The 21,235-nt window shown below is 57.5% G+C and carries 23 protein-coding genes; 6 read left to right on the top strand and 17 right to left on the bottom strand.

Annotated elements, in window-relative coordinates; all coding sequences use genetic code 11:
- The 7 genes from hscA to trmJ form a co-directional block, all read right to left on the bottom strand.
- A complete protein-coding gene (hscA, locus tag ACTG1K_RS11560; RefSeq protein ID WP_440005413.1) occupies positions 1–1,848 on the bottom strand; it encodes a Fe-S protein assembly chaperone HscA in 1,848 nt (615 codons plus the stop codon).
- A 28-nt stretch (positions 1,849–1,876) separates the two neighbouring features.
- The gene (gene hscB / locus ACTG1K_RS11555) at positions 1,877–2,395 is read right to left on the bottom strand and encodes a co-chaperone HscB (protein ID WP_425855196.1); all 519 of its coding nucleotides are present in this window, start codon (positions 2,393–2,395) and stop codon (positions 1,877–1,879) included.
- A gap of 118 nt (positions 2,396–2,513) precedes the next feature.
- Entirely contained in the window at positions 2,514–2,837 is a 324-nt protein-coding gene (iscA, locus tag ACTG1K_RS11550) for an iron-sulfur cluster assembly protein IscA (protein ID WP_005333812.1), read from the bottom strand.
- A gap of 15 nt (positions 2,838–2,852) precedes the next feature.
- On the bottom strand, positions 2,853–3,236 hold the full coding sequence (gene iscU / locus ACTG1K_RS11545; RefSeq protein ID WP_005333813.1) for a Fe-S cluster assembly scaffold IscU: 384 nt from the start codon (positions 3,234–3,236) through the stop codon (positions 2,853–2,855).
- Between the two features lie 41 nt (positions 3,237–3,277).
- Positions 3,278–4,492 carry an IscS subfamily cysteine desulfurase gene (locus tag ACTG1K_RS11540; protein ID WP_021229687.1) on the bottom strand — a complete coding sequence of 405 codons (1,215 nt, stop codon included), beginning with the start codon at positions 4,490–4,492 and terminating at the stop codon, positions 3,278–3,280.
- A gap of 53 nt (positions 4,493–4,545) precedes the next feature.
- Positions 4,546–5,049, bottom strand: coding sequence for a Fe-S cluster assembly transcriptional regulator IscR (gene iscR / locus ACTG1K_RS11535; protein WP_425855193.1), 504 nt, complete (start codon positions 5,047–5,049; stop codon positions 4,546–4,548).
- Between the two features lie 92 nt (positions 5,050–5,141).
- Entirely contained in the window at positions 5,142–5,864 is a 723-nt protein-coding gene (trmJ, locus tag ACTG1K_RS11530) for a tRNA (cytosine(32)/uridine(32)-2'-O)-methyltransferase TrmJ (RefSeq protein WP_005359790.1), read from the bottom strand.
- A gap of 187 nt (positions 5,865–6,051) precedes the next feature.
- On the opposite strand from trmJ, the gene ACTG1K_RS11525 reads away from it, so the two are divergent.
- Positions 6,052–6,468: a hypothetical protein gene (locus tag ACTG1K_RS11525; RefSeq protein ID WP_005351023.1), complete on the top strand. Its 417-nt coding sequence runs from the start codon at positions 6,052–6,054 to the stop codon at positions 6,466–6,468.
- Here ACTG1K_RS11525 and ubiT read toward each other — a convergent pair.
- A complete protein-coding gene (gene ubiT / locus ACTG1K_RS11520) occupies positions 6,421–6,954 on the bottom strand; it encodes a ubiquinone anaerobic biosynthesis accessory factor UbiT (RefSeq protein ID WP_005344837.1) in 534 nt (177 codons plus the stop codon). The two genes, ACTG1K_RS11525 and ubiT, sit on opposite strands and share 48 nt — an antisense overlap.
- A gap of 189 nt (positions 6,955–7,143) precedes the next feature.
- Between ubiT and ubiU the strand changes: the two genes are divergently transcribed.
- Entirely contained in the window at positions 7,144–8,139 is a 996-nt protein-coding gene (gene ubiU, locus ACTG1K_RS11515; RefSeq protein ID WP_042056156.1) for a ubiquinone anaerobic biosynthesis protein UbiU, read from the top strand.
- A gap of 11 nt (positions 8,140–8,150) precedes the next feature.
- Entirely contained in the window at positions 8,151–9,023 is an 873-nt protein-coding gene (locus tag ACTG1K_RS11510) for a U32 family peptidase (protein ID WP_108540323.1), read from the top strand.
- A 65-nt stretch (positions 9,024–9,088) separates the two neighbouring features.
- Here the strand turns inward: ACTG1K_RS11510 and nlpI are convergent, their stop codons facing one another.
- From nlpI to queA, 7 genes are all read right to left on the bottom strand, one after another.
- Entirely contained in the window at positions 9,089–10,033 is a 945-nt protein-coding gene (gene nlpI, locus ACTG1K_RS11505) for a lipoprotein NlpI (protein ID WP_005351017.1), read from the bottom strand.
- Positions 10,034–10,123: 90 nt separating this feature from the next.
- A complete protein-coding gene (locus ACTG1K_RS11500; RefSeq protein WP_005337319.1) occupies positions 10,124–10,492 on the bottom strand; it encodes a rhodanese-like domain-containing protein in 369 nt (122 codons plus the stop codon).
- Positions 10,493–10,576: 84 nt separating this feature from the next.
- The gene (gene secF, locus ACTG1K_RS11495) at positions 10,577–11,524 is read right to left on the bottom strand and encodes a protein translocase subunit SecF (protein WP_150389301.1); all 948 of its coding nucleotides are present in this window, start codon (positions 11,522–11,524) and stop codon (positions 10,577–10,579) included.
- Between the two features lie 10 nt (positions 11,525–11,534).
- Positions 11,535–13,388 (bottom strand): protein translocase subunit SecD, encoded by a 1,854-nt coding sequence (gene secD, locus ACTG1K_RS11490; protein WP_151286777.1) that lies wholly within the window; start codon positions 13,386–13,388, stop codon positions 11,535–11,537.
- An 18-nt stretch (positions 13,389–13,406) separates the two neighbouring features.
- Positions 13,407–13,742 carry a preprotein translocase subunit YajC gene (yajC, locus tag ACTG1K_RS11485; RefSeq protein WP_005337327.1) on the bottom strand — a complete coding sequence of 112 codons (336 nt, stop codon included), beginning with the start codon at positions 13,740–13,742 and terminating at the stop codon, positions 13,407–13,409.
- A gap of 52 nt (positions 13,743–13,794) precedes the next feature.
- Positions 13,795–14,931 (bottom strand): tRNA guanosine(34) transglycosylase Tgt, encoded by a 1,137-nt coding sequence (tgt, locus tag ACTG1K_RS11480; protein ID WP_005337329.1) that lies wholly within the window; start codon positions 14,929–14,931, stop codon positions 13,795–13,797.
- Positions 14,932–15,005: 74 nt separating this feature from the next.
- A complete protein-coding gene (queA, locus tag ACTG1K_RS11475) occupies positions 15,006–16,058 on the bottom strand; it encodes a tRNA preQ1(34) S-adenosylmethionine ribosyltransferase-isomerase QueA (protein ID WP_005344678.1) in 1,053 nt (350 codons plus the stop codon).
- A gap of 212 nt (positions 16,059–16,270) precedes the next feature.
- Between queA and ACTG1K_RS11470 the strand changes: the two genes are divergently transcribed.
- The 3 genes from ACTG1K_RS11470 (at position 16,271) to ahpF (ending at position 19,680) form a co-directional block, all read left to right on the top strand.
- The gene (locus tag ACTG1K_RS11470; RefSeq protein ID WP_013723842.1) at positions 16,271–16,717 is read left to right on the top strand and encodes a CBS domain-containing protein; all 447 of its coding nucleotides are present in this window, start codon (positions 16,271–16,273) and stop codon (positions 16,715–16,717) included.
- A gap of 691 nt (positions 16,718–17,408) precedes the next feature.
- Positions 17,409–17,975 (top strand): alkyl hydroperoxide reductase subunit C, encoded by a 567-nt coding sequence (gene ahpC / locus ACTG1K_RS11465; RefSeq protein WP_005337335.1) that lies wholly within the window; start codon positions 17,409–17,411, stop codon positions 17,973–17,975.
- Between the two features lie 124 nt (positions 17,976–18,099).
- A complete protein-coding gene (ahpF, locus tag ACTG1K_RS11460) occupies positions 18,100–19,680 on the top strand; it encodes an alkyl hydroperoxide reductase subunit F (protein ID WP_440005408.1) in 1,581 nt (526 codons plus the stop codon).
- A gap of 136 nt (positions 19,681–19,816) precedes the next feature.
- Here ahpF and ACTG1K_RS11455 read toward each other — a convergent pair whose 3' ends face one another.
- Both ACTG1K_RS11455 and ACTG1K_RS11450 read right to left on the bottom strand, forming a co-directional pair.
- Positions 19,817–20,533 carry an SIMPL domain-containing protein gene (locus tag ACTG1K_RS11455; protein ID WP_440005406.1) on the bottom strand — a complete coding sequence of 239 codons (717 nt, stop codon included), beginning with the start codon at positions 20,531–20,533 and terminating at the stop codon, positions 19,817–19,819.
- A 56-nt stretch (positions 20,534–20,589) separates the two neighbouring features.
- Entirely contained in the window at positions 20,590–21,150 is a 561-nt protein-coding gene (locus tag ACTG1K_RS11450; protein WP_425855184.1) for a hypothetical protein, read from the bottom strand.
- Positions 21,151–21,235: the final 85 nt, after the last annotated feature.

Genomic DNA, 21,235 nt, shown 5'->3' with positions numbered 1-21,235 from the left:
TTACACCTTGTTGACGTTTTGTCCGGTCAGCACCTTGCGGATGGAGGCGTCCATCCGGCGGGCTGCAAACTCGCCACTGACAGCATCGGCTGCCTCAATGGCTTCTTTGATTTGATGGGTTGCGCCGCTGTTGCGCATGGTCAGCAGATGGGCGATGGCGGCATCAATCTCGGCACGCTCGGCAGCATTGAGCAGGGCATCGCCATCGGCGGCCAGCGCCGCATTGAGACTCTCGACCACCCGGTCGGCTTCAACCTGCTGCTCGGCCAGCATGCGGGCATCCATATCCTGCTGGGCGTTCTCGATGGAGGCACTCAGCATGTTGAGGATATCCTGCTCCGCCAGCCCGTAAGAGGGCTTGACCTGGATCTCGGCCTGCACGCCGGAGGATTTCTCCATAGCGCTGACCGAGAGCAGCCCATCCGCATCCACCTGGAAGGTGACGCGAATATGGGCGGCGCCGGCTGCCATCGGCGGAATGCCGGTCAGGGTAAAGCGGGCCAGGGAGCGGCAATCGGCCACCAACTCGCGTTCACCCTGTACCACGTGAATGGCCATGGCGGTCTGACCATCCTTGAAGGTGGTGAACTCCTGGGCGCGGGCAACCGGGATGGTAGTATTACGGGGGATCACCTTCTCGGCGAGGCCACCCATGGTCTCCAGACCCAGCGACAAGGGGATCACGTCCAGCAGCAGCATCTCGGCATCAGGTTTGTTGCCCACCAGAATATCGGCCTGGATGGCGGCGCCAATGGCGACAACCTTGTCCGGATCGATGCTGGTCAGCGGCGTACGCTGGAAGAACTCGCCCACCAGTTCACGCACCAGCGGCACCCGGGTGGAGCCACCGACCATCACCACTTCCAGCACTTCCACCTGCTCGAGACCGGCATCGCGCAGGGCGCGGCGACAAGCCAGCAAGGTCCGTTTCACCAGCGGGGTGATGAGTTCATCAAACTGGCTACGGCTCACTGAACCCTGCCAGCCAGCAAAGGTGCACGCCACCTGCTCGGCATCGGTCAGGCCGTGTTTGACGGCAGCGGCCACATCCAGCAGCTCGCGCTGCAGATGGGCATCCAGCTCACCGGAGAGGCCCGCATGCTCCTTGATCCAGTCCGCCAGCAGGTGATCAAAATCATCACCGCCGAGGGCGGAATCGCCGCCGGTCGCCATCACTTCGAACACACCGCGGTGCAGACGCAGGATAGAGATATCGAAGGTGCCGCCCCCCAGATCGTAAACCGCGATCACCCCTTCCTGACCGGAGTCAAGGCCATAGGCAATCGCGGCCGCGGTCGGCTCGTTGAGCAGCCGCAGCACGTGCAGACCGGCCAGACGGGCCGCATCCTTGGTGCCCTGACGCTGGGCATCATCGAAATAGGCGGGCACGGTAATGACCACGCCATCGAGATCGCCCCCGAGTGTCTGGGCGCCACGCTCGGCCAGCTTTTTGAGAATTTCGGCCGATACCTGCACCGGATTGACCAGCCCCTGACGGGTTTGCAGTTGCGGCATGCCATTGTCGGCGGCAACAAATTGGTAAGGCTGCTGGCGGGTATCGATATCGGCCAGCGCCTTGCCCATCATCCGTTTGACCGAGACGATGGTGTTGTGAGGATCGAGCGCCGCTTCGCGCTTGGCATCAATCCCGACTCGAATGGCGTCGCTTTGATAGTGCACCACCGACGGGAGCAGGTCGCGCCCTTGCTCATCGCAAAGGGTATCGGCGTGACCGCTGCGAACCGCAGCGACGAGAGAGTTGGTGGTGCCGAGATCGATGCCGACGGCACGTTTGTGCTGATGAGGAACAGCGCTCTGGCCGGGTTCGGCGATTTGCAGTAATGCCATGGGTAATGAAACTTCCAGCGTTAAAGGATCAAGACTCGAGAAGCGAGTCTTCGAATCGTTCCAGCTCTTCGAGGAGCTTGTCGACAAACTTGAGTTTGCGAACGCAATCAGCGGCAACGAGCTCTCTGCCGGCGGCAAGAGACTCGGTCAGCTGCTGCATCAACATCTGGTGATCATGCCTGATCTCGCTGCGAAAATCCTTGATGGCGCGCTCAGGGTCGGCGTCATCTTTCAGATCGGCCAGACGCTCGCGCCACTCCAGCTGCTGCATCAGAAACGCGGTATCTTGCAGAGTCTGCTGTTCACCACGGATATCGGTGCCACGCAGGGAGAGCAGATATTCGGCACGGCGCAGCGGCGCCTTGAGGGTGGTGAATGCTTCGTTGATCTGGGCGGCACGTTGCACCGCAGCCAGCTGCTCCCGTTCGGGGGCGGTGGCAAAACGATCAGGATGGAATTGGGTTTGCAGCTGGCGGTAGGTATCAGCCAACTGACGGGTATCGAGCTCGAAGCCTTCAACCAGCCCAAACAGCTCGAAATGATTCATGCAAACCTCTTGGAAACGTTCGCCACAACCTCACTCGCCCCTGGCAAATGAGATATGGTTGAACGGGTCATCGGCGACCCGCTCAACCACAGACGAAGGATCATTGACGTCAAACATCTCAGACACTGAAGCTTTCGCCGCAACCACACTCGCCTTTGGCGTTGGGATTGTTGAACTGGAAGCCCTCGTTGAGGCCCTCCTTGACGAAATCCAGCTCGGTGCCATCCAGATGGATCAGACTCTTGGCATCGACAATAATCTTGACGCCCTGCTGCTCGAACACCTGATCCTCATCGGTCAGTTCATCAACGAACTCAAGCACGTAGGCAAGACCGGAGCAGCCAGTGGTTTTGACGCCGAGGCGCAGGCCAATGCCCTTGCCCCGGTTAGCCAGAAAAGAGGAAACCCGTGCCGCGGCGGCATCTGTCATGGTAATAGCCATACTGCTCTCCGGCGCTTAGAGACCTTTCTTCTGCTTGTAATCGGCGATGGCGGCCTTGATGGCGTCCTCAGCCAGAATGGAGCAGTGGATCTTCACCGGTGGCAGGGCCAACTCTTCAGCGATATCGGTGTTCTTGATGCCAGCCGCTTCGTCCAGGGTCTTGCCCTTGACCCATTCGGTCACCAGGGAGCTGGAGGCGATGGCGGAACCGCAGCCGTAGGTCTTGAACTTGGCATCTTCGATGATGCCTTCATCGCTGATTTTCAATTGCAGCTTCATCACGTCGCCACAGGCGGGCGCACCGACCATGCCGGTTGCAACGCTGGGATCATTCTTGTCGAAACCACCGACGTTGCGAGGATTCTCGTAGTGGTCGATTACTTTTTCACTGTAAGCCATATCTCACTCCTGCTAATTCTGTTGCTCACTGACCAGATAGATCAGTGATGAGCCCATTCGACCGTGTTCAGATCGACGCCGTCTTTGTACATCTCCCACAGAGGGGACATCTCGCGCAGACGACCGATGGAGTCACGAATAAGCTTGACCGCGTAGTCAATCTCTTCCTCGGTGGTGAAGCGACCCATGCTGAAACGGATGGAGCTGTGTGCCAGCTCGTCGTTCAGACCCAGTGCGCGCAGCACATAGGAAGGTTCCAGGCTGGCGGAGGTACAGGCCGAACCGGAAGAGACCGCCAAATCTTTCAGCGCCATGATGAGGGATTCCCCTTCCACATAGGCAAAGCTGACGTTGAGGTTGCCCGGAACACGCTGATCCAGGTCGCCATTGATGTAGACGGCTTCAATATCCTTGATGCCATTCCACAGACGCTGGCGCAGAGCCAAGATGCGCTCGCCTTCACTCACCATCTCTTCTTTCGCGATGCGGAAAGCTTCGCCCATCCCGACGATCTGGTGGGTCGGCAGAGTACCGGAACGCATGCCGCGCTCGTGGCCGCCACCGTGCATCTGGGCTTCCAGACGAACGCGGGGTTTGCGGCGAACAAACAGTGCACCGATCCCTTTTGGACCATACACCTTGTGCGCTGAAACGGAGAGCAGGTCCACTTTCAGTGCTTCCACATCTACCGGGATCTTGCCCACACTCTGAACGGCATCCACGTGCAGCAGGATCTTGCGGGAACGGCACAACTCGCCGATGGCGGCAATGTTCTGAACCACGCCGATTTCGTTGTTCACATGCATGATGCTGACCAGGATGGTGTCATCACGCATGGCATTCTCAATCATCTCGATAGTGAACAGGCCGTTGGGCATCGGCTCGAGATAGGTCACCTCGAACCCTTCACGCTCCAGCTGGCGACAGGTATCGAGCACCGCCTTGTGTTCGGTCTTGGAGGTGATGATGTGCTTGCCCTTGCTGGCATAGAAGTGGGCAACACCCTTGATGGCCAGGTTATTGGATTCGGTCGCACCGGAAGTGAAGACGATCTCGCGGGGATCGGCACCGATCAGATCTGCCACTTGATTACGGGCCAGATCCACCGCCTCTTCGGCTTGCCAGCCAAAGCGGTGAGAACGGGAAGCCGGATTGCCGAACAGGCCATCCATGGTGAGACACTGCATCATTTTTTCTGCGACACGCGGGTCCACCGGACAGGTTGCCGAATAATCAAGGTAAATAGGCAGTTTCATGTTTTTCTCCGTCACAGTCCGGGTCATACAGAGTCCCGCTGTGGAAAGCACGTTTATAGTTGGACTTTCAAGCTCACATCGCCGTGTTCTGCCCGATCAACCAGGGACAACACGGTCTTCATTTGTTCATCTTGCTTGCCGGCAATGCGGCGCACATCGGCCTGGCGCACCAGCTCGGCCAGGGTGATATCCCCGAGGAAACTGGAGATCCGCTCACTCAGATCACGCCACAGGGAGTGAGTCAGGCACTGGGTACCGCCGTGGCAACCGCCCTTGCCGAGGCACTTGGTGGCATCGACCGACTCATCGACCGCGGTGATCACCTGACCAACCGAAATGTCGCCTGGGGCCAACCCGAGGCGATAACCACCGCCCGGGCCACGCACGCTGCTCACCAGACCATGTTTGCGCAGGCGGGCAAAGAGCTGCTCGAGATAGGACAACGAGATGCCCTGGCGCTCGGAAATATCGGCAAGGGGGACGGGCCCCTGCTCTGCATGCAGCGCCACGTCGAGCATGGCGGTTACAGCGTAACGTCCTTTTGAAGTCAGTCTCATGTGCCTTACCGTCTTGCGAAGCAATTTAATGGGGCACATGGTCACATACCCGACCAAATCAGTCAAGTATATGGTTGAGTAAATCAGTCGGATTAATCCGGTACGCGCGCTTTCTGTACCGAGGTCAGAATCCCACGCAGAATGTTGAGCTCTGCCGCTTCCGGCCGAGCCCGATTGAACAGGCGACGCAGCTTGCTCATCACATGACCCGGATGGTCATCGGCAATAAAACCGGTCTTCATCAGGGTTTGTTCCAGGTGCTGATAAAACCCTTCCAGCTGGGCGGCACTCGGATAGGCCATCTCATCTTCAGGCTCGGCGGCCTGCCCCTGCAGCCAGCGCATCCGCACTTCGTAACAGAGGGTCTGCACCGCCATGGCCAGATTGAGAGAGCTGTAATCAGGATTGGCCGGAATGGCCACGTGGTAGTGGCACTTTTGCAATTCGTCGTTGGTGAGACCGGTGCGTTCACGACCAAACACCAACGCAACCGGGTGCTGCATCCCCTCAACCACCGACTTTTCGCCGGCCTCACGGGGATCGAGCATGGGCCAGCTCAGGGTTCGCGAACGGGCGCTGGTGCCAATCACCAGACCACAATCGGCGATCGCGTCGTCCAGTGTCGGGACGATACGGGCATTGGCAAGCACATCGCTGGCACCAGCCGCCAGGGCGAAGGCATTGTCATCCGGCAAGGCTTGCGGATCAACCAATACCAGCTGGGTCAACCCCATGGTCTTCATGGCACGCGCCGCAGATCCCATGTTGCCGGTATGAGAGGTGTTTACCAAAACGATACGAATCTGATCCAACATGCCCAGTCAATCTTCAGTCAAAAATGGCGCGCAATTGTAACATAAGAGAACACGATGTTGGCACCGTAAAAGCCGAGCCATTTCAGAACAAAACCACCCGTTTGTATAACAAACCAGCATGAGGGAAGTGAGAGGGGGGGACTAAACTTGATGGATATCCGATAAACGGCACAGGAGACACAACGCCATGCTTCCTCCCTTTATCTATGAGAGATTGCCCAGCCTCTACCTGCTGGCAGCCATTGCCATTATTACGTTGAGTGAACAGCCCCTGCTCTGGTTTGCTGGCGCCTTGCTGTTTATCGCCGGAGCGGTGACCTGGATGATGCGCTCCAGCTACCGACGTACCGATCTGATTATCTTTCCGAGCAAACGCTGGCTACAGCCGGAGTGGCTGTATGAAGCGCAACCCTTTATCTGGCTGGCTGCGGGACTGGCCATGTCACAGCTGCCCGCCCCTGCGGCACTCATCGCCTTGGTGCCCTGTCTGTGGGCCTGTCGTTGCCTCTGGGCACGGCACCATTATCGTCGCCATGCCCATGGGGTGATTGTCCACTTAAGACGGGATCCCGCCCGGCGCCGTCTGCACCGGAGCCTGCGCTGACTCGGTGCGGGCGCGTTCGATAAACGTCGCCAGATCCATCAGGGGATACTTCATCAGGCTTGGCAAACCATCGAGATCCAGACTGTCCATCAGGTTTTTCACCTCAAGGCCCAGTTCGGTATCCCCTTCTATCTTCAGCTTGCGCTGGAAAAAGAGCGAATCCGGATCCTCTTTGCGACCAGCGATGAGGATCAGGTCGTTGGCGGTACCGCTGAAGCAGACATCGGCCTTGTCACACTCGCGAGCCACCACCAGCTGGCCATTCTGCTCACTGATAAACCAGCACAGCTCCAGATCAGAGACTTCGACTTTCAGCCACTTGTCTGCCAGAAACTCGAAATCGCCATCTTCGATAGCCTCTTTGAAAACCCGGGCCAGCAAACTCTCCATCAGCTGCTTTTGCAGATTGAAGGGAACCAGCTTGAGGGGATGGCGCAAGAAGCGCGGAGCCTGTTCGACCAGGCGGCGTTGCAGTTGTTGAAACACGATAGACTCCCTTTTTTGCGCATTCAAACACAGGGAGAGTGTCAAGATCCTGTTGGAAATCAAACTTGTGCAGGGTTACCTCAAGAAGGGTAAAGCCACACAAAGCTGCCTCAGGTCAAAAAGCGGGAGTGCATGGCTGCATACAATCAGGGCTCGTTTGCCCTTCATATGCACTCTCGGAGCGTACCAATGGAATTACTCTGTCCGGCAGGCAGTTTGCCGGCACTGAAAACCGCCGTGGATAACGGGGCCGATGCCGTTTATATCGGTTTCAAGGATGACACCAATGCCCGCCACTTTGCCGGTCTCAACTTTACCGACAGCAAACTGGAGAAAGCGGTGGATTATGTGCATCAACATGGTCGCAAGCTGCATATTGCCATCAATACCTTTGCCCATCCCGGGGCCGATACTCGATGGAAACAGGCGGTTGATCGCGGGGTGGCCCTCGGCGCCGATGCGTTAATCATCGCCGATCTCGCCGTGCTGGAATATGCCAGCCGCCACTACCCCGAGATGGAACTCCATGTCTCGGTGCAGGCCAGCGCCACCAATGCCGCCGCCATTCGCTTCTATCAGCAGCAATTCAATGTCACACGGGTGGTGCTGCCCCGGGTGCTCTCCATGCATCAGGTCAAGCAACTGGCCCGCGAGACCGATGTTGGCCTTGAGGTATTCGCCTTTGGCAGCCTCTGCATCATGGCCGAGGGGCGCTGCTATCTCTCCTCCTACATGACTGGCGAGAGCCCCAACACCGTCGGTGCCTGCTCACCGGCCAAGTTCGTCCGTTGGGAAGAGACCGCGAACGGCCTTGAGTCGCGGCTCAACGAGGTGCTGATCGACCGCTATGGCCCGGGCGAAAATGCTGGCTATCCGACCCTGTGCAAAGGGCGTTTCGACGTGGATGGCCAGACCTACCACGCGCTGGAAGAGCCGACCAGTCTCAACACTCTGGGTCTCCTGCCCGAGCTGTTCAAGACCGGGATCCAGTCGGTCAAGATTGAAGGGCGCCAGCGCAGCCCCGCCTATGTGGAGCAGGTGACCCGGGTGTGGCGTGCAGCCATCGATGCCTATCAGGCCAATCCCGAGGCCTATCAGGTCAAAGCTGAGTGGGATGCCCAGCTCGCCCGCGTCTCCGAAGGTAGCCAGACTACCCTCGGCGCCTACCATCGTCAGTGGCAATAAGGAGTCCACCCATGCAATTTTCTCTCGGGCCTCTGCTCTTCTACTGGCCCAAAGCCGATACCGAAGCCTTTTATCATGCCGCTGCCGACAGTCAGGCCGACATCATCTATCTGGGCGAGACGGTGTGCAGCAAGCGGCGCGAACTCAAAGTCGATGACTGGATTGCGCTGGCCCGTCAGGTCGCCAACTCCGGCAAGCAGGTGGTGCTCTCGACCCTCGCCCTTATCTCCGCGCCTTCCGAGCTCAAGGAGGTGAAGCGGCTGGTCGACAATGGCGATCTAATGGTCGAAGCCAACGATCTCGGTACGGTGCAACTCGCCTGGGAGGCAGGGATCCCCTTCGTCTGTGGCCCCGCCATCAACGCCTATAACGCCGATGTACTGCGCATGCTGCTCAAACAGGGGATGAAACGCTGGGTCATGCCGGTGGAGCTCTCCCGTGACTGGCTGATCCAGCTCAATCAGGATCTGGGCCCCCTGCGCGACCAATTTGAGGTGGAGGTGTTTGCCTACGGTCATCTGCCGCTCGCCTACTCGGCGCGCTGCTTCACCGCCCGATCCCTCGACAAGCCCAAGGACAACTGCGAGCTCGCCTGCATCAACTACCCCACCGGACGACTGGCCAACAGCCGCGAGGGGCAGCGGGTGTTCAATCTCAACGGGATCCAGACCCAGTCCGGTTACTGCTACAACCTGGGTAACGAGCTGGCTGGTATGGAAGGTCTGGTGGATGTGGTCAGACTTTCACCGCAAGGGATGGAGACGCTGGAGATGCTGGCCCGCTTCAAAGCCAACCGGCAGGGCCAGGCTCCCCTCCCCTTGCAGCAAGGAAGCGACTGTAACGGCTACTGGCGCCAGATCCCCGGCATGAGCCTGGTGGAGTAAACCCGCCATTCGCCCAACAAAAAGGCCTCATCGCGAGGCCTTTTTTACCACTATCTGGCAGTAGATCAGGAGGGCTGATCACCCTTGTTACGAGCGCTCTGGGCACCTGGCGGCAAGGGCTTGCGCGCCATCAACTCCAGCTCCAGCAGCGCATAGCGGTGCTCGATGAAGTCATAGACGTTGTTAGATAAGGCCAGCTTGAAGTAGCTGATGGCTTCCTTGCGGTTGCCTTTGCCCAGCTCGAACTTGCCCAGATAGAAGTAGGTTTCACACAGACGCTCGGCAAGCTCCCGGTTATCCTTCACCCCTTTCACCACGTTGCCCATCAGCTGGGAAGCGTTGATCTCGCCGGTATAGAGGCGTACCAGATCCCAGTTCCAGGCATCGTCATCGTATTTGTTGAGACGCTCGCGCATCCGGCTCATGGCGGCCGACGGGTCGAGTTTCTGCTCGGCCAGATAGAGCCAGATCACCCGATAGGGGTCTTCCGGCTGCGCCTCGTAGAAACGCTTCATATCGGCCGCGGCCAGTTCGGGACGGTTGCCGTAATAGAGGGCGATGCCACGGTTGAGATAGGCATAGTCATAGTCCGGCGCCAGTTCGAGGGCAGAATCGAACGCATCATAGGCTTCGTCGTAATTCTGCTGCTGTACCAGATAGACGCCGATGAAGTTGTAGGCTTCGGCGAAATCCGGTTTCTCCCGCAGGGCACGGTTGAAATCGAGCCGCGCGAGGGAACGCAGACCAACCCGATCAAACACCACAGCACGCTCATAGAACAACTCTGCCCGTTGCTCGGTGGTCAGTTCCATTTCACTGAGCATCTGCCCGAGTCGGGCGAGCGCCAGCTCACTCTGGTAGGAGACCTGCAGGGGGGTCGCCAACACCAGTGAAGCAGGCTGCGGCTTGGGAACCTTGGGGGTGTTAACCTGACTGCTACTGCTGCAACCCCACATGGGAAGCAACAACAGGATACCGAGGAGGTATCCAATCCCTTTCCTGACGTTCAATGAACACTCCGACGCTTACGCTTGACCCCGCATATGGTAAAGGTCAACTGCCGCTTTGTCATGTAGCTGTGCCCCTCTACCTCAAATAAATCAGGATTCGACAGGGTATCCGGCATCGCACCAACCGCGAAAGCCGCCGTCGACGCTGATCACCTTGCGATAACCCATCTGTTGCAGGTTGTCCGCCGCCAGAATGGAGCGAAAACCACCGCCACAATAGAGGTAGAGCTCGGTCTCGAGATCCGGGAACTGGGTCTCGATATCCCGCTCAATCACGCCACGACCCAAATATCGGGCTCCGGGCAGATGGCCCCTGGCCCACTCGCTCTCTTCCCGCACGTCGATCAGGTGAAACGTGCGCCCTTCATCCAGCCAGCGCTTGATCTGGTGAACATCGGTTTCGGTGATGCGGGAGCGGATCCCGTCAACCAGCGCTAAAAAACGGGGATTGTGATGCATGACAAACTCCTGTTGTTTAAATCATGTGCGTCAGCAAACGACACGCAGAGATAAGAAAAGAGCGCCATGAGGCGCTCTTCACTGTTACGGCAGGATTTCCTGTTGGTCCGCACCCTCTTTCTCTACCTGGGTTGGCAGCATGTGCTCGCGCTTGACGCCGAGGAACATGGCAAACGCACTCGCCACATAGATGGAGGAGTAGGTACCGAACGCCACACCGATCACCATGGCCACGGCAAAACCGTGGATCAGCGCACCGCCCTTGAGCAGCAGCGCCAGCACCACGATAAAGGTAAGGCCGGAGGTGATGATGGTACGACTCAGGGTCTCGGTCATGGAGAGATCCAGAATGTACTCGGTATCCCCTTTACGCACCTTGCGGAAGTTCTCCCGCAAGCGGTCGAACACCACGATAGTATCGTTAAGGGAGTAACCCACCAAGGTCATCAGCGCCGCCAGTACGGTCAGGTCGAACTCGTACTGGAAGTAGGCAAAGACACCCAGCGTGATCACCACGTCGTGCACCAGAGAGAGAATGCCCCCCAGCGCCAGACGCCATTCGAAACGCACTGCCACGTAGGCCAGGATACAGAGGATGGAGGCCAGCATCGCCAGCGCACCGTCTGTCGCCAGTTCATCCCCAACGGAAGGGCCGACGAACTCGACGCGTTTGAGCACAGCGCCCTCGTCGAGCTGCTTGGCCGCCGCCAGCACTTCGTTACCCTGTTGTTCTACCTTGACCCCATCTTTCGGGGTCAGGCGGAACAGTACGTCACGGCTGGAGCCAAAGTGTTGCAGGGTTGCCCCTTCAATCTTCTGCTCTTCCAGAGCGTCGTGGATCTTGTCCAGGCTCACCGACTGCTGGAACCCCACCTCGATGGTGGTACCACCGGTAAAGTCCAGACCCCAGTTCAGCCCCCGATCAAACAGGAAGAACAGGGCTACCACCATCAGCACGGAAGAGAAAACCACACCCGGCTTGGCATAGCGCATAAACGGGATCGGTTTTTCAAAATGTAGAATCTGAAACATCTCTCTATCCTCAGATGGGCAGCTTGTCGATACGCCGTCCACCCCAAGCCAGGTTGATAATGGCACGGGAAACTGTGATGGCAGTAAACATGGAGGCGGTCAGACCAATGCCCAGCGTCAGGGCAAAGCCCTTGATGGCGCCGGTGCCGATACCGAACAGGATCACGCAGGTGATCAGTGAGGTCACGTTGGAGTCGGCGATGGTGGAGAATGCCCGATCAAAGCCCAGATGGATGGCTTGCTGAACACCTCGACCGTTGCGGATCTCTTCACGAATACGCTCGTAGATCAGTACGTTGGCATCCACCGCCATACCCAGCGTCAGGACGATACCGGCGATCCCCGGCAGGGTCATGGTGGCACCAGGGATCATCGACATGATGCCGACAATCAACACCAGGTTCATACAGAGCGCCAGGTTGGCAACCCAGCCGAACGCGCGGTAGTAGATCCCCATGAACAGCACGATCACCAGCATGGCCCAGCCGATGGCTTCCATACCGCTGTCGATGTTCTGTTGACCTAGGCTCGGGCCAATGGTGCGCTCTTCCACGATCTGGATCGGGGCGATCAGGGCACCGGCACGCAGCAGCAGCGCCAGGTTGTGGGCTTCGTTGGCGTTGTCGATACCTGTGATACGGAACTGGCTGCCAAGACGCGACTGGATGGTGGCGATGTTGATCACCTCCTCCTGCTTGCGGAACTTGCGCTTGCCATCCGGACCCGGTTGACCGACCGGCTTGTACTCGATGAAGACGGTCGCCATCCCTTTACCGACGTTATCCTTGGTAAAGTTGGCCATCTTGTTGCCACCCTGGCCATCCAGCTTGATGTTGACCTGGGGACGGCTGTACTCGTCGAAACCGGACTGGGCACCCACGATGTGGTCACCGGTCAGGATCACCCGCTTTTGCAGCACCACGGGACGACCATTGCGATCGTTGTAGACCTTGGAGCTGGGCGGGACACGGCCATCGGCCGCAGCCTGGATGTCGGCAGTCTCATCGACCATGTGGAATTCCAGGGTCGCGGTTGCACCCAGGATCTCCTTGGCGCGGGCGGTATCCTGAATACCGGGCAGTTCAACGACAATGCGCTCGGCGCCTTGCTGTTGTACCAGCGGCTCGGCCACGCCCAGTTCGTTGACCCGGTTACGGATGATGGTGATGTTCTGCTCGAGGGCGTACTTCTTCACTTCCTTGATCTTGGCTTCGCTCAGACCAGCCAGCAGGATGAACTCATCCCCTTTCTGCTCGGTAGTGAAAGTCAAATCAGGGTTCTGACGACGCAGATGAGAAACGGCGCGTTCCTGATCGGCTTCGTCACGGAAGATCACCTGCACCTGATCTCCGACCCGGCGTACGCCGGAGTAACGGATCTTCTGGGTGCGCAGCTCGGAGCGGAAATCCTGCACCATCTGCTCTTGCTGCTTGGTCAGTGCTTCGGCCATGTCCACTTCCATCAGGAAGTGCACACCACCGCGCAGATCAAGACCCAGCTTCAGAGGCGCCGCACCGATGGCTTCGAGCCAGGCGGGAGTGGAAGGTGCCAGGTTGAGTGCGGTAATGAAGTTGTCGCCCAGCTTGTTGGCAACGATATCGCGCGCCTTCAGCTGGTCTTCGGTGTTCTTGAAACGGATCAGGATAAAACCGTGCTCAAATGCAGCATGTTTGACCGGGATCTTGGCCGCTTCAAGGGTCTCTTTCACCAGATCAAGAGTATCTAGCTTGACTTCGGCACCACGGCTTGCAGAAACCTGCAAAGCCGGATCTTCGCCGTAAAGATTGGGGGCTGCATATAGAAAACCGATGGCGATCACCAGGATCACCATCAGGTATTTCCACAGCGGATAGCGATTCAACACGCTGTGCTCCTTGGGAGATTAAAGGGACTGGATAGAACCCTTGGGCAGAACGGCAGAGACGAAGTCCTTTTTGATGGTGACTTGAGTCTGGTCGTTCAGGGCGATCACCAGGTAATCGCTGTCTGCAGCCACTTTGGCAATTTTGCCAACCAAGCCACCAGAAGTGAGCACTTCATCACCCTTGGACAAGGAGCTCATCAGATTGCGGTGATCCTTGGCACGCTTGGCCTGGGGACGATAGATCATGAAGTAGAAGATCAGGCCGAATACGGCCAGCATGATGATCATTTCCATACCACCACCCTGTGCACCCGGTGCTGCGCCTTCTGCATACGCCTTGGAGATAATGCTCATTTAACAACCTCTTATTGATGTAGATTTAAAAAAACAAAATTATATGTTGTTGTTATTTAACGTCATTTTCAGCTAACGGAGGCACAGGCTTCCCTTGCCGACGGTAAAACTCTGTTACAAAGTCGTCTAATTTACCCTGCTCGATCGCGTCCCGCAAACCCTGCATCACACGCTGGTAGTAACGCAGGTTATGAATCGTATTCAGACGGGCACCGAGGATCTCGTTGCACTTGTCCAGATGGTGCAGGTAGCTACGGCTGTAGTTCTTGCAGGTGTAGCAATCACACTCGGCATCCAGGGTGCTGGTGTCGTTGCGGTGCTGGGCATTGCGGATCTTCACTACGCCATCGGTGGTGAACAGGTGGCCGTTGCGGGCGTTGCGGGTCGGCATGACGCAGTCGAACATGTCGATACCACGGCGCACCCCTTCCACCAGATCTTCCGGCTTGCCGACACCCATCAGGTAGCGCGGCTTGTCAGCCGGAATTTTCGGGCATACGTGCTCGAGGATGCGGTGCATGTCCTCTTTGGGTTCGCCCACGGCCAGACCACCGACCGCATAACCGTCGAAACCGATCTCCAGCAGCCCCTTGAGGGAGACATCCCGCAAATCTTCGTAGACCGAGCCCTGAATGATGCCGAACAGGGCGTTCTTGTTGCCCAGCGCATCAAACTTGTCGCGGGAGCGCTTGCCCCAGCGCAGGGACATCTCCATGGACTTGCGCGCTTCTTCATAAGTGGCCGGGTACGGGGTGCACTCGTCGAAGATCATCACGATGTCGGAGCCCAGATCGTACTGGATCTCCATGGACTTCTCGGGGTCGAGGAAGATCTTCTCGCCATTGATGGGGTGACGGAAGTGGACGCCCGCTTCGGTGATCTTGCGAATATGGCCCAGGCTGAACACCTGGAAACCACCGGAGTCGGTCAGGATCGGGCCCTGCCAGTTCATGAAATCGTGCAGATCGCCGTGGGCACGCATCACTTCCTGACCCGGGCGCAGCCAGAGGTGGAAGGTGTTACCCAGCAGGATCTGGGCGCCGGTTTCACGCACTTCTTCCGGGGTCATCCCCTTGACGGTGCCGTAAGTCCCGACCGGCATAAAGGCCGGTGTTTGTACCACACCACGTTCGAAGACCAGTTGACCGCGACGGGCACGGCCGTCGGTGGTTTTCAGTTCAAATTTCATTGCTACCTCGGCTGCGTCAGATAAACAGTCTGACAATAGGAGGGCCGCTCACGGCCCGGTAAATAAGCTGAAGCTTATGCTTCAACCTGGCGACGGGTGACGAACATGGCGTCCCCGTAGCTGAAGAAACGGTACTGCCCGGCCACGGCTGCCTGATAGGCCGCCATCACGTTGTCATAACCGGCAAAGGCGCTGACCAGCATGATCAGGGTCGACTCCGGCAGATGGAAGTTGGTGACCATGGCATCGACAATCTGGAACTGGTAACCAGGGAAGATGAAGATATCGGTGTCACTAAAGAAGGGCGCCAGCGGTTTGCCCTGCGCCAGGGTGACCTTGGCCGCGCTCTCCAGCGAACGGACCGACGTGGTCCCCACCGCGATCACCCGGCCACCACGGGCACGGGTGGCCGCGATGGCATCCACCACCTCTTGCGGCACTTCCGCATACTCGGAGTGCATGTGGTGATCTTCAATCTTCTCAACCCGCACCGGCTGGAAGGTCCCCGCCCCTACATGCAGGGTCACGAAGGCCGTTTCAACCCCTTTGGCCCGAATTTTCTCAAGCAGCGGCTCATCAAAGTGCAGGCCGGCGGTCGGAGCCGCGACGGCGCCCGGCTTTTGATTGTAAACGGTCTGGTAGCGCTCCTTGTCGGCATCCTCGTCGGGACGGTCGATATAGGGGGGCAGCGGCATGTGGCCGATGGCCTCCAAAATCTCCAGCACCGGACGCGGGTCGAGGAAGTGGATCTCGAACAGAGCGTCGTGGCGGGCGCGCATCTCTGCCTCCACACCACCATCCATGATCATCCGGGTGCCGGGCTTGGGCGCCTTGGAGGCACGGACATGGGCCAGCACGCTGTGCTCGTCCAGAATGCGCTCGACCAGTACCTCCAGCTTGCCGCCGCTGGCCTTCTGGCCAAACATGCGCGCCGGAATGACACGGGTGTTGTTGAATACCAGCAGGTCACCCGGATTGAGCTGATCCAGCACATCCACAAATTGACCGTGGCGCAGGGCGCCAGTTTGACCATCGAGCTGCAACAGGCGGCTGGCGGTACGCTCTGCCATCGGATAGCGGGCAATCAGCTCGTCTGGCAGATCAAAATGAAAATCGGATACTTGCATCTTTCACCTCGGGGGGAATCGGCGGCTAGTCTAGTTATCCCCATCTTCCAAGGCAACCCAAAAGACCAAAAACCCAAGAGAGACAAGGGGTAGCGAGCAATATTGAGACACACCTCCGGTTAATGATTCTTTAATGTTCTGTATTGACCCTGATCATGTTTTGCCAATGGGCGCTGGGCTAGGGTGAAAGCAGATACACAAGGAGGCCCACCATGATGACCCTATCCGAAATCATGACCGAACATCCCTTCACTCTGGGTCCGTCAAACAGTGTCAAACAGGCGATGGACCTGATGCAGCAGGAGCGGATCCGCCACATTCCCATCGTCGACGAGCAGCATCACCTGCTGGGGTTGGTGACCCTCACCGATATCCTGGCCACCCGGGAATCCAAGCTGCTGCTCATTAGCCCGGAGCGGGAAGCCGAATTTACCGACAGCGTGCAACTCGACGAGATCATGACACGGCAAGTGGCGAGCGTAGATCCTCACGCCGGTATCAAGGAGGCAGCACTCTACCTGCAGCGGCACAGATATGGCTGCCTGCCGGTACTCAAAGGACGCAAGCTGATCGGCATTGTCACCGAGTCGGACTTTATTGCCGTGGCCATCAACCTGCTGGAATTGATGGAAGAGCAGGAACCACCTACCGACTTTTGACAGATCAACCTGTAATTAAATTACAATAAAAGCGTTTTCAGCCGTCAAAACAGGCTGAAATGATGAAACACTTTCATTTTGATTGAAAAATTACACCAAATACTTGCCTTGTGATCTGCGTCACACTATCATCCCTCTCATGCAATAGTTGCCGAGGGGGAGACGAGGGATTGTGCACCCATTATCTTCCTCTCATATGTCTGCAAGTTTGCACACCCCGTAGTTAGTCTTTGCTGTAAAGCATTTGTTTATATAGCCATTCCTTGTTTGATGACCCGGCCCTGTCGTTGCGATAGCGCCGGGATTTTTTTATCCGCGTTTTCTGCTCTCCCCCTTGTCAGCACATCTCCATCGCTGCGAGCAGCGGCCTCAACCTTCTGCGCCACCCGTTTGCACCACCGTTTATCTCATCGCGTCATCGTGGATCTGCACACCCCTTCTTATGCCTTGAAAAGGCGATGTAGCGCACAGATATTGAACCACGACAAGGAGTTATCTCAGTAGGCCAGAGATATTCATGTTAGGTACAGCCATAGTGAGCTATCTAATAAGTAGATTTAAGCGATTCAAAATTGCGGCTTTTATCGATTAGCGGAAGCCCCTATGATGAATCCATCGAAAGTTAAGCGCCTCGTCTGGCAAGACTCTTCAACACCAGACCGGCATATGTACATCACCAAGGAGCAATTACATGTCTACCTACATCAACACTGAAATCAAGCCGTTCAATGCTACCGCCTACCACAATGGCAAATTCGTTCAGGTGTCTGACGCTGACCTGAAAGGCAAGTGGTCCGTGGTCTTCTTCTACCCGGCTGACTTCACCTTCGTTTGCCCGACCGAGCTGGGCGACCTGGCTGACAACTACGCTGAATTCCAGAAACTGGGCGTCGAGATCTACTCTGTCTCTACCGACACCCACTTCACTCACAAAGCATGGCACGACACCTCTGACACCATTCAGAAGATCCAGTACCCGATGATTGGTGACCCGACTGGTACCATCACCCGCAACTTCGGCGTGATGATCGAAGAAGCTGGTCTGGCTGACCGCGGTACCTTCGTAATTGACCCGCAGGGCATCATCCAGATCGTCGAGATCAACGCTGGCGGCATCGGCCGTGACGCACTGGAACTGCTGCGCAAAGTTAAAGCGGCCCAGTACGTTGCCTCCCACCCGGGTGAAGTGTGCCCGGCTAAATGGAAAGAAGGCGAAGCCACTCTGGCCCCGTCCCTGGACTTGGTAGGCAAGATCTAAGCCTCCCGCTTCCAAGACCGGCCCGTATAAGGGCCGGTTTTGTTTCCGGCCCCAAGCAAAGGCGCCGGTCTGCTTTCCGGCTTACATCTCACGCCGACCCGCAATCACAAGAAGGAATTCGAAGATGTTGGATACCAACCTCAAACAACAGCTGAACACCTATCTGCAGTACATCGTCAATCCCATCGAGATCAGCGTGTCCGGCAACGACAGCGACAAATCTGCAGAGCTGCTGGCACTGGCCAGCGAGATCGCCGAGATGTCCCCCAAGATCATCCAGACCTCTGGCACTGCCGCTCGCAAGCCTTCCATGAGTGTCGCGCCGCAGGGCCAAGCCCCGCGCGTTCACTTTGCCGGCATCCCCATGGGTCATGAATTTACCTCTCTGGTGCTCGCCCTGCTGCAAAGCGGCGGCCACCCCTCCAAGGCCGATGCAGCCGTGCAGGAGCAGATCCGCAATCTCAAGGGCGAGTTCCACTTCGAGACCTATATCTCCCTCTCCTGCCACAACTGCCCGGACGTAGTACAGGCTCTCAACCTGATGGCGACCCTGAACCCCGGCATCACTCACACCATGATCGATGGCGCCCTGTTCCAGGAAGAAGTCGCCGAGCGTCAAATCATGGCAGTACCGAATGTCTACCTGAACGGCCAACCGTTCAGCCAAGGGCGGATCTCGCTGGATGAGATCGTCGCCAAACTCGACACCGGTGCCGCCGAGCGCAAAGCCGCCGAGCTGAATGAGAAAGCTCCCTACGATGTACTGGTGGTAGGCGGTGGCCCGGCTGGCGCCGCAGCGGCCATCTATGCCGCTCGTAAAGGCATTCGCACTGCCATCGTTGCCGAGCGTTTCGGTGGTCAGGTGATGGACACCGTCGGCATCGAGAACTTCATCTCCGTGCCCTACACCGAAGGCCCCAAACTGGCTGCGAGCCTGGAGCAGCACGTCAAGCAGTACGGCGTGGAAGTGATAACCGAACAGCGCGCCGCCGCCATCAGCAAGGATGGCTACGTCAATGTGGATCTCGCCTCTGGCGCCACCTTGAAGAGCCGCGCCGTGATCCTAGCGACCGGTGCCCGCTGGCGTGACCTGAACGTGCCGGGCGAGCTCGAGTACCGCACCAAGGGCGTGGCCTACTGCCCGCACTGTGATGGCCCCTTCTTCAAGGGCAAACGGGTTGCGGTGATCGGGGGCGGTAACTCCGGCATCGAGGCAGCGATCGACTTGGCTGGCATCGTCGAGCATGTGACTGTGGTGGAGTTCGCCGACACCCTGCGTGCCGATGAAGTACTGCAGAAGAAGGCTCGCTCCATGGGCAATATCGACATCATCATGAGCGCTCGCACCACCGAAGTGATAGGTGATGGAAGCAAGGTGGTCGGTATGGACTACGAAGATCGCACCACAGGTGAGATCAAACACCTGGCGGTGGCGGGTATCTTCGTCCAGATCGGCCTGGTACCGAACACCGAGTTCCTCAAAGGGAGCGAGATAGCCCTGACCCGCTTTGGCGAGATCGAGATCGATACCAAAGGGGCGACCTCCCTGCCCGGCGTCTACGCCGCAGGGGATGCCACCACGGTACCGTTCAAGCAGATCATCATCTCCATGGGTGCTGGCGCCACCGCCGCACTGGGTGCGTTTGATTACCTCATCCGCAACCCGGCTCCTGAAGCGACCCAGGCTGATGCTGTGACCGCCTGATAAACCCAGCGCAACAAAAAGCCGACGCTCGATTAAGTAAACACGAGCGTCGGCTTTTTTATATCTGCATCGATGCGCAATAAAAACCCCGCAGCAAATGGCGGGGTTGTTCATGACTGGACTTAAACGACGGGCATCACTCCAGCAAGAAAACAGCCTCGATATTATCACTTACCGTGATCTGCTGTTGTTGATAGCTGTTGTCCGCCATATCCGCCGCAGGTGCAGCCATCGCCATGGCCTGCACCATCTTCAGGTTGCGGCTGTAGGCGGTAATGGGCGAAGCATTGCGGTACTCCACACTGTAGACCTTGCCAAGCTTCATCCCGAACGCCTTGGCCAGAGATTCAGCCTTGGTTTTGGCATCCTCAACTGCATTCAGACGGGCCTGCTCCTTGATAACCTGCGGCGATTTCAACCCGTACTCAATCTGGGATACGGACTCCAGCCCGGCTTTGAGTGCGGTATCCATCAGGGGGCTCAACTTGTCGAGCTGATAGAGCTTCACCGCCAATTGTCGCTGAGCACGATACCCCAACAATACCGGCTTCTTATTTTCGCCATACTGATATTCCGGCGAGACCATCAGGTTGCCAGCCTCAACATCGCTGCGCTTGATCCCCAACCCTTCCAGTTGGCTGAAAAAGGCTGCAACCTTGGTATCGACCTGCTGCTTGGCCTTGAGGCCCTGCTTATCCAGTGCACTCACCGCCACATTGAGGGTCAGCATATCGGGTTCGGTCTTCTGCTCGGCATAACCGCTCACCACCAGATGGGGCACTTGCGGCACTTCAATCGCCAGCAGCGGAGCACTGACAACCAGAGCGGAAAGAGTAAGAAGGGGACGCCACATAGAAAAAAACCTCAATCGGAAAGATTGAGGCCATTATGCCCGTGCAGCTACGGGATTCATATATCGTGCAAGGGGGGGAGCTGATCCAGTATCTGATTGGTCAGATCGAGACTAATGGTGACCATGCTGCCGGGATCCTGGCTCTGGTTTGCCATATCCAGCGCAGGAGCCGCGCCACAGACCAACACCTCATCATCGAAATGGAACGAGTCCCACGACAGAACGTGTCCTTGCACCGCCTGTCCGATATTGGTGCCACCACTATCCTCCTCCATCGCAGACCAAGGGATGGTATCAGATGGTCCTAGCAAATCTTGCAACAACGGAGAGTGAAAACTGGCCAGCGGATACTCCTGCTGCCCCTGATGATGGCCAACCAAAATCATGTTATGGGCAGACTCGGTATCCATGACCGGCACATAAGTGATAGAGGCCGCAGCGAAGTCAACATAGAGCGAGCCCGCTACATCACCGGCCTCATTCTCAATCTCCATCCCATCCAGCCGATCCCCCGCGATCGAGGCCTGATAGCCAAACTGACCTGCACAGGTAATGTTCCCCTGCCCATCCCAGCTATAACGGATGCCATCAATGTCGACCCAGTTAAATGACTGCATGATTACCCCTCTCCTCTACTGCCGCTATCTTATCCATCCCCTGGGAGAAAAAACAGGGGCCAGGCAAGCCTGGCCCCGAGACAGG

Source organism: Aeromonas sp. 102P, assembly GCF_051920345.1.
Lineage (GTDB): Bacteria > Pseudomonadota > Gammaproteobacteria > Enterobacterales > Aeromonadaceae > Aeromonas > Aeromonas veronii.
The sequence above is the reverse complement of the archived record's forward strand: the minus strand, read 5'-3'. Positions and strand labels throughout refer to the sequence as shown.

Coding starts and splice junctions, on each gene's coding strand:
- yajC (WP_005337327.1), bottom strand. CDS start 13,742: ATGAGCATTATCTCCAAGGCGTATGCAGAAGGCGCAGCACCGGGTGCA.
- trmJ (WP_005359790.1), bottom strand. CDS start 5,864: ATGTTGGATCAGATTCGTATCGTTTTGGTAAACACCTCTCATACCGGC.
- hscB (WP_425855196.1), bottom strand. CDS start 2,395: ATGAATCATTTCGAGCTGTTTGGGCTGGTTGAAGGCTTCGAGCTCGAT.
- ACTG1K_RS11450 (WP_425855184.1), bottom strand. CDS start 21,150: ATGCAGTCATTTAACTGGGTCGACATTGATGGCATCCGTTATAGCTGG.
- ACTG1K_RS11455 (WP_440005406.1), bottom strand. CDS start 20,533: ATGTGGCGTCCCCTTCTTACTCTTTCCGCTCTGGTTGTCAGTGCTCCG.
- ACTG1K_RS11540 (WP_021229687.1), bottom strand. CDS start 4,492: ATGAAACTGCCTATTTACCTTGATTATTCGGCAACCTGTCCGGTGGAC.
- hscA (WP_440005413.1), bottom strand. CDS start 1,848: ATGGCATTACTGCAAATCGCCGAACCCGGCCAGAGCGCTGTTCCTCAT.
- queA (WP_005344678.1), bottom strand. CDS start 16,058: ATGCAAGTATCCGATTTTCATTTTGATCTGCCAGACGAGCTGATTGCC.
- secF (WP_150389301.1), bottom strand. CDS start 11,524: ATGTTTCAGATTCTACATTTTGAAAAACCGATCCCGTTTATGCGCTAT.
- ACTG1K_RS11470 (WP_013723842.1), top strand. CDS start 16,271: ATGATGACCCTATCCGAAATCATGACCGAACATCCCTTCACTCTGGGT.
- iscU (WP_005333813.1), bottom strand. CDS start 3,236: ATGGCTTACAGTGAAAAAGTAATCGACCACTACGAGAATCCTCGCAAC.
- tgt (WP_005337329.1), bottom strand. CDS start 14,931: ATGAAATTTGAACTGAAAACCACCGACGGCCGTGCCCGTCGCGGTCAA.
- ahpC (WP_005337335.1), top strand. CDS start 17,409: ATGTCTACCTACATCAACACTGAAATCAAGCCGTTCAATGCTACCGCC.
- ubiU (WP_042056156.1), top strand. CDS start 7,144: ATGGAATTACTCTGTCCGGCAGGCAGTTTGCCGGCACTGAAAACCGCC.
- ACTG1K_RS11525 (WP_005351023.1), top strand. CDS start 6,052: ATGCTTCCTCCCTTTATCTATGAGAGATTGCCCAGCCTCTACCTGCTG.
- iscA (WP_005333812.1), bottom strand. CDS start 2,837: ATGGCTATTACCATGACAGATGCCGCCGCGGCACGGGTTTCCTCTTTT.
- iscR (WP_425855193.1), bottom strand. CDS start 5,049: ATGAGACTGACTTCAAAAGGACGTTACGCTGTAACCGCCATGCTCGAC.
- ACTG1K_RS11500 (WP_005337319.1), bottom strand. CDS start 10,492: ATGCATCACAATCCCCGTTTTTTAGCGCTGGTTGACGGGATCCGCTCC.
- ACTG1K_RS11510 (WP_108540323.1), top strand. CDS start 8,151: ATGCAATTTTCTCTCGGGCCTCTGCTCTTCTACTGGCCCAAAGCCGAT.
- ahpF (WP_440005408.1), top strand. CDS start 18,100: ATGTTGGATACCAACCTCAAACAACAGCTGAACACCTATCTGCAGTAC.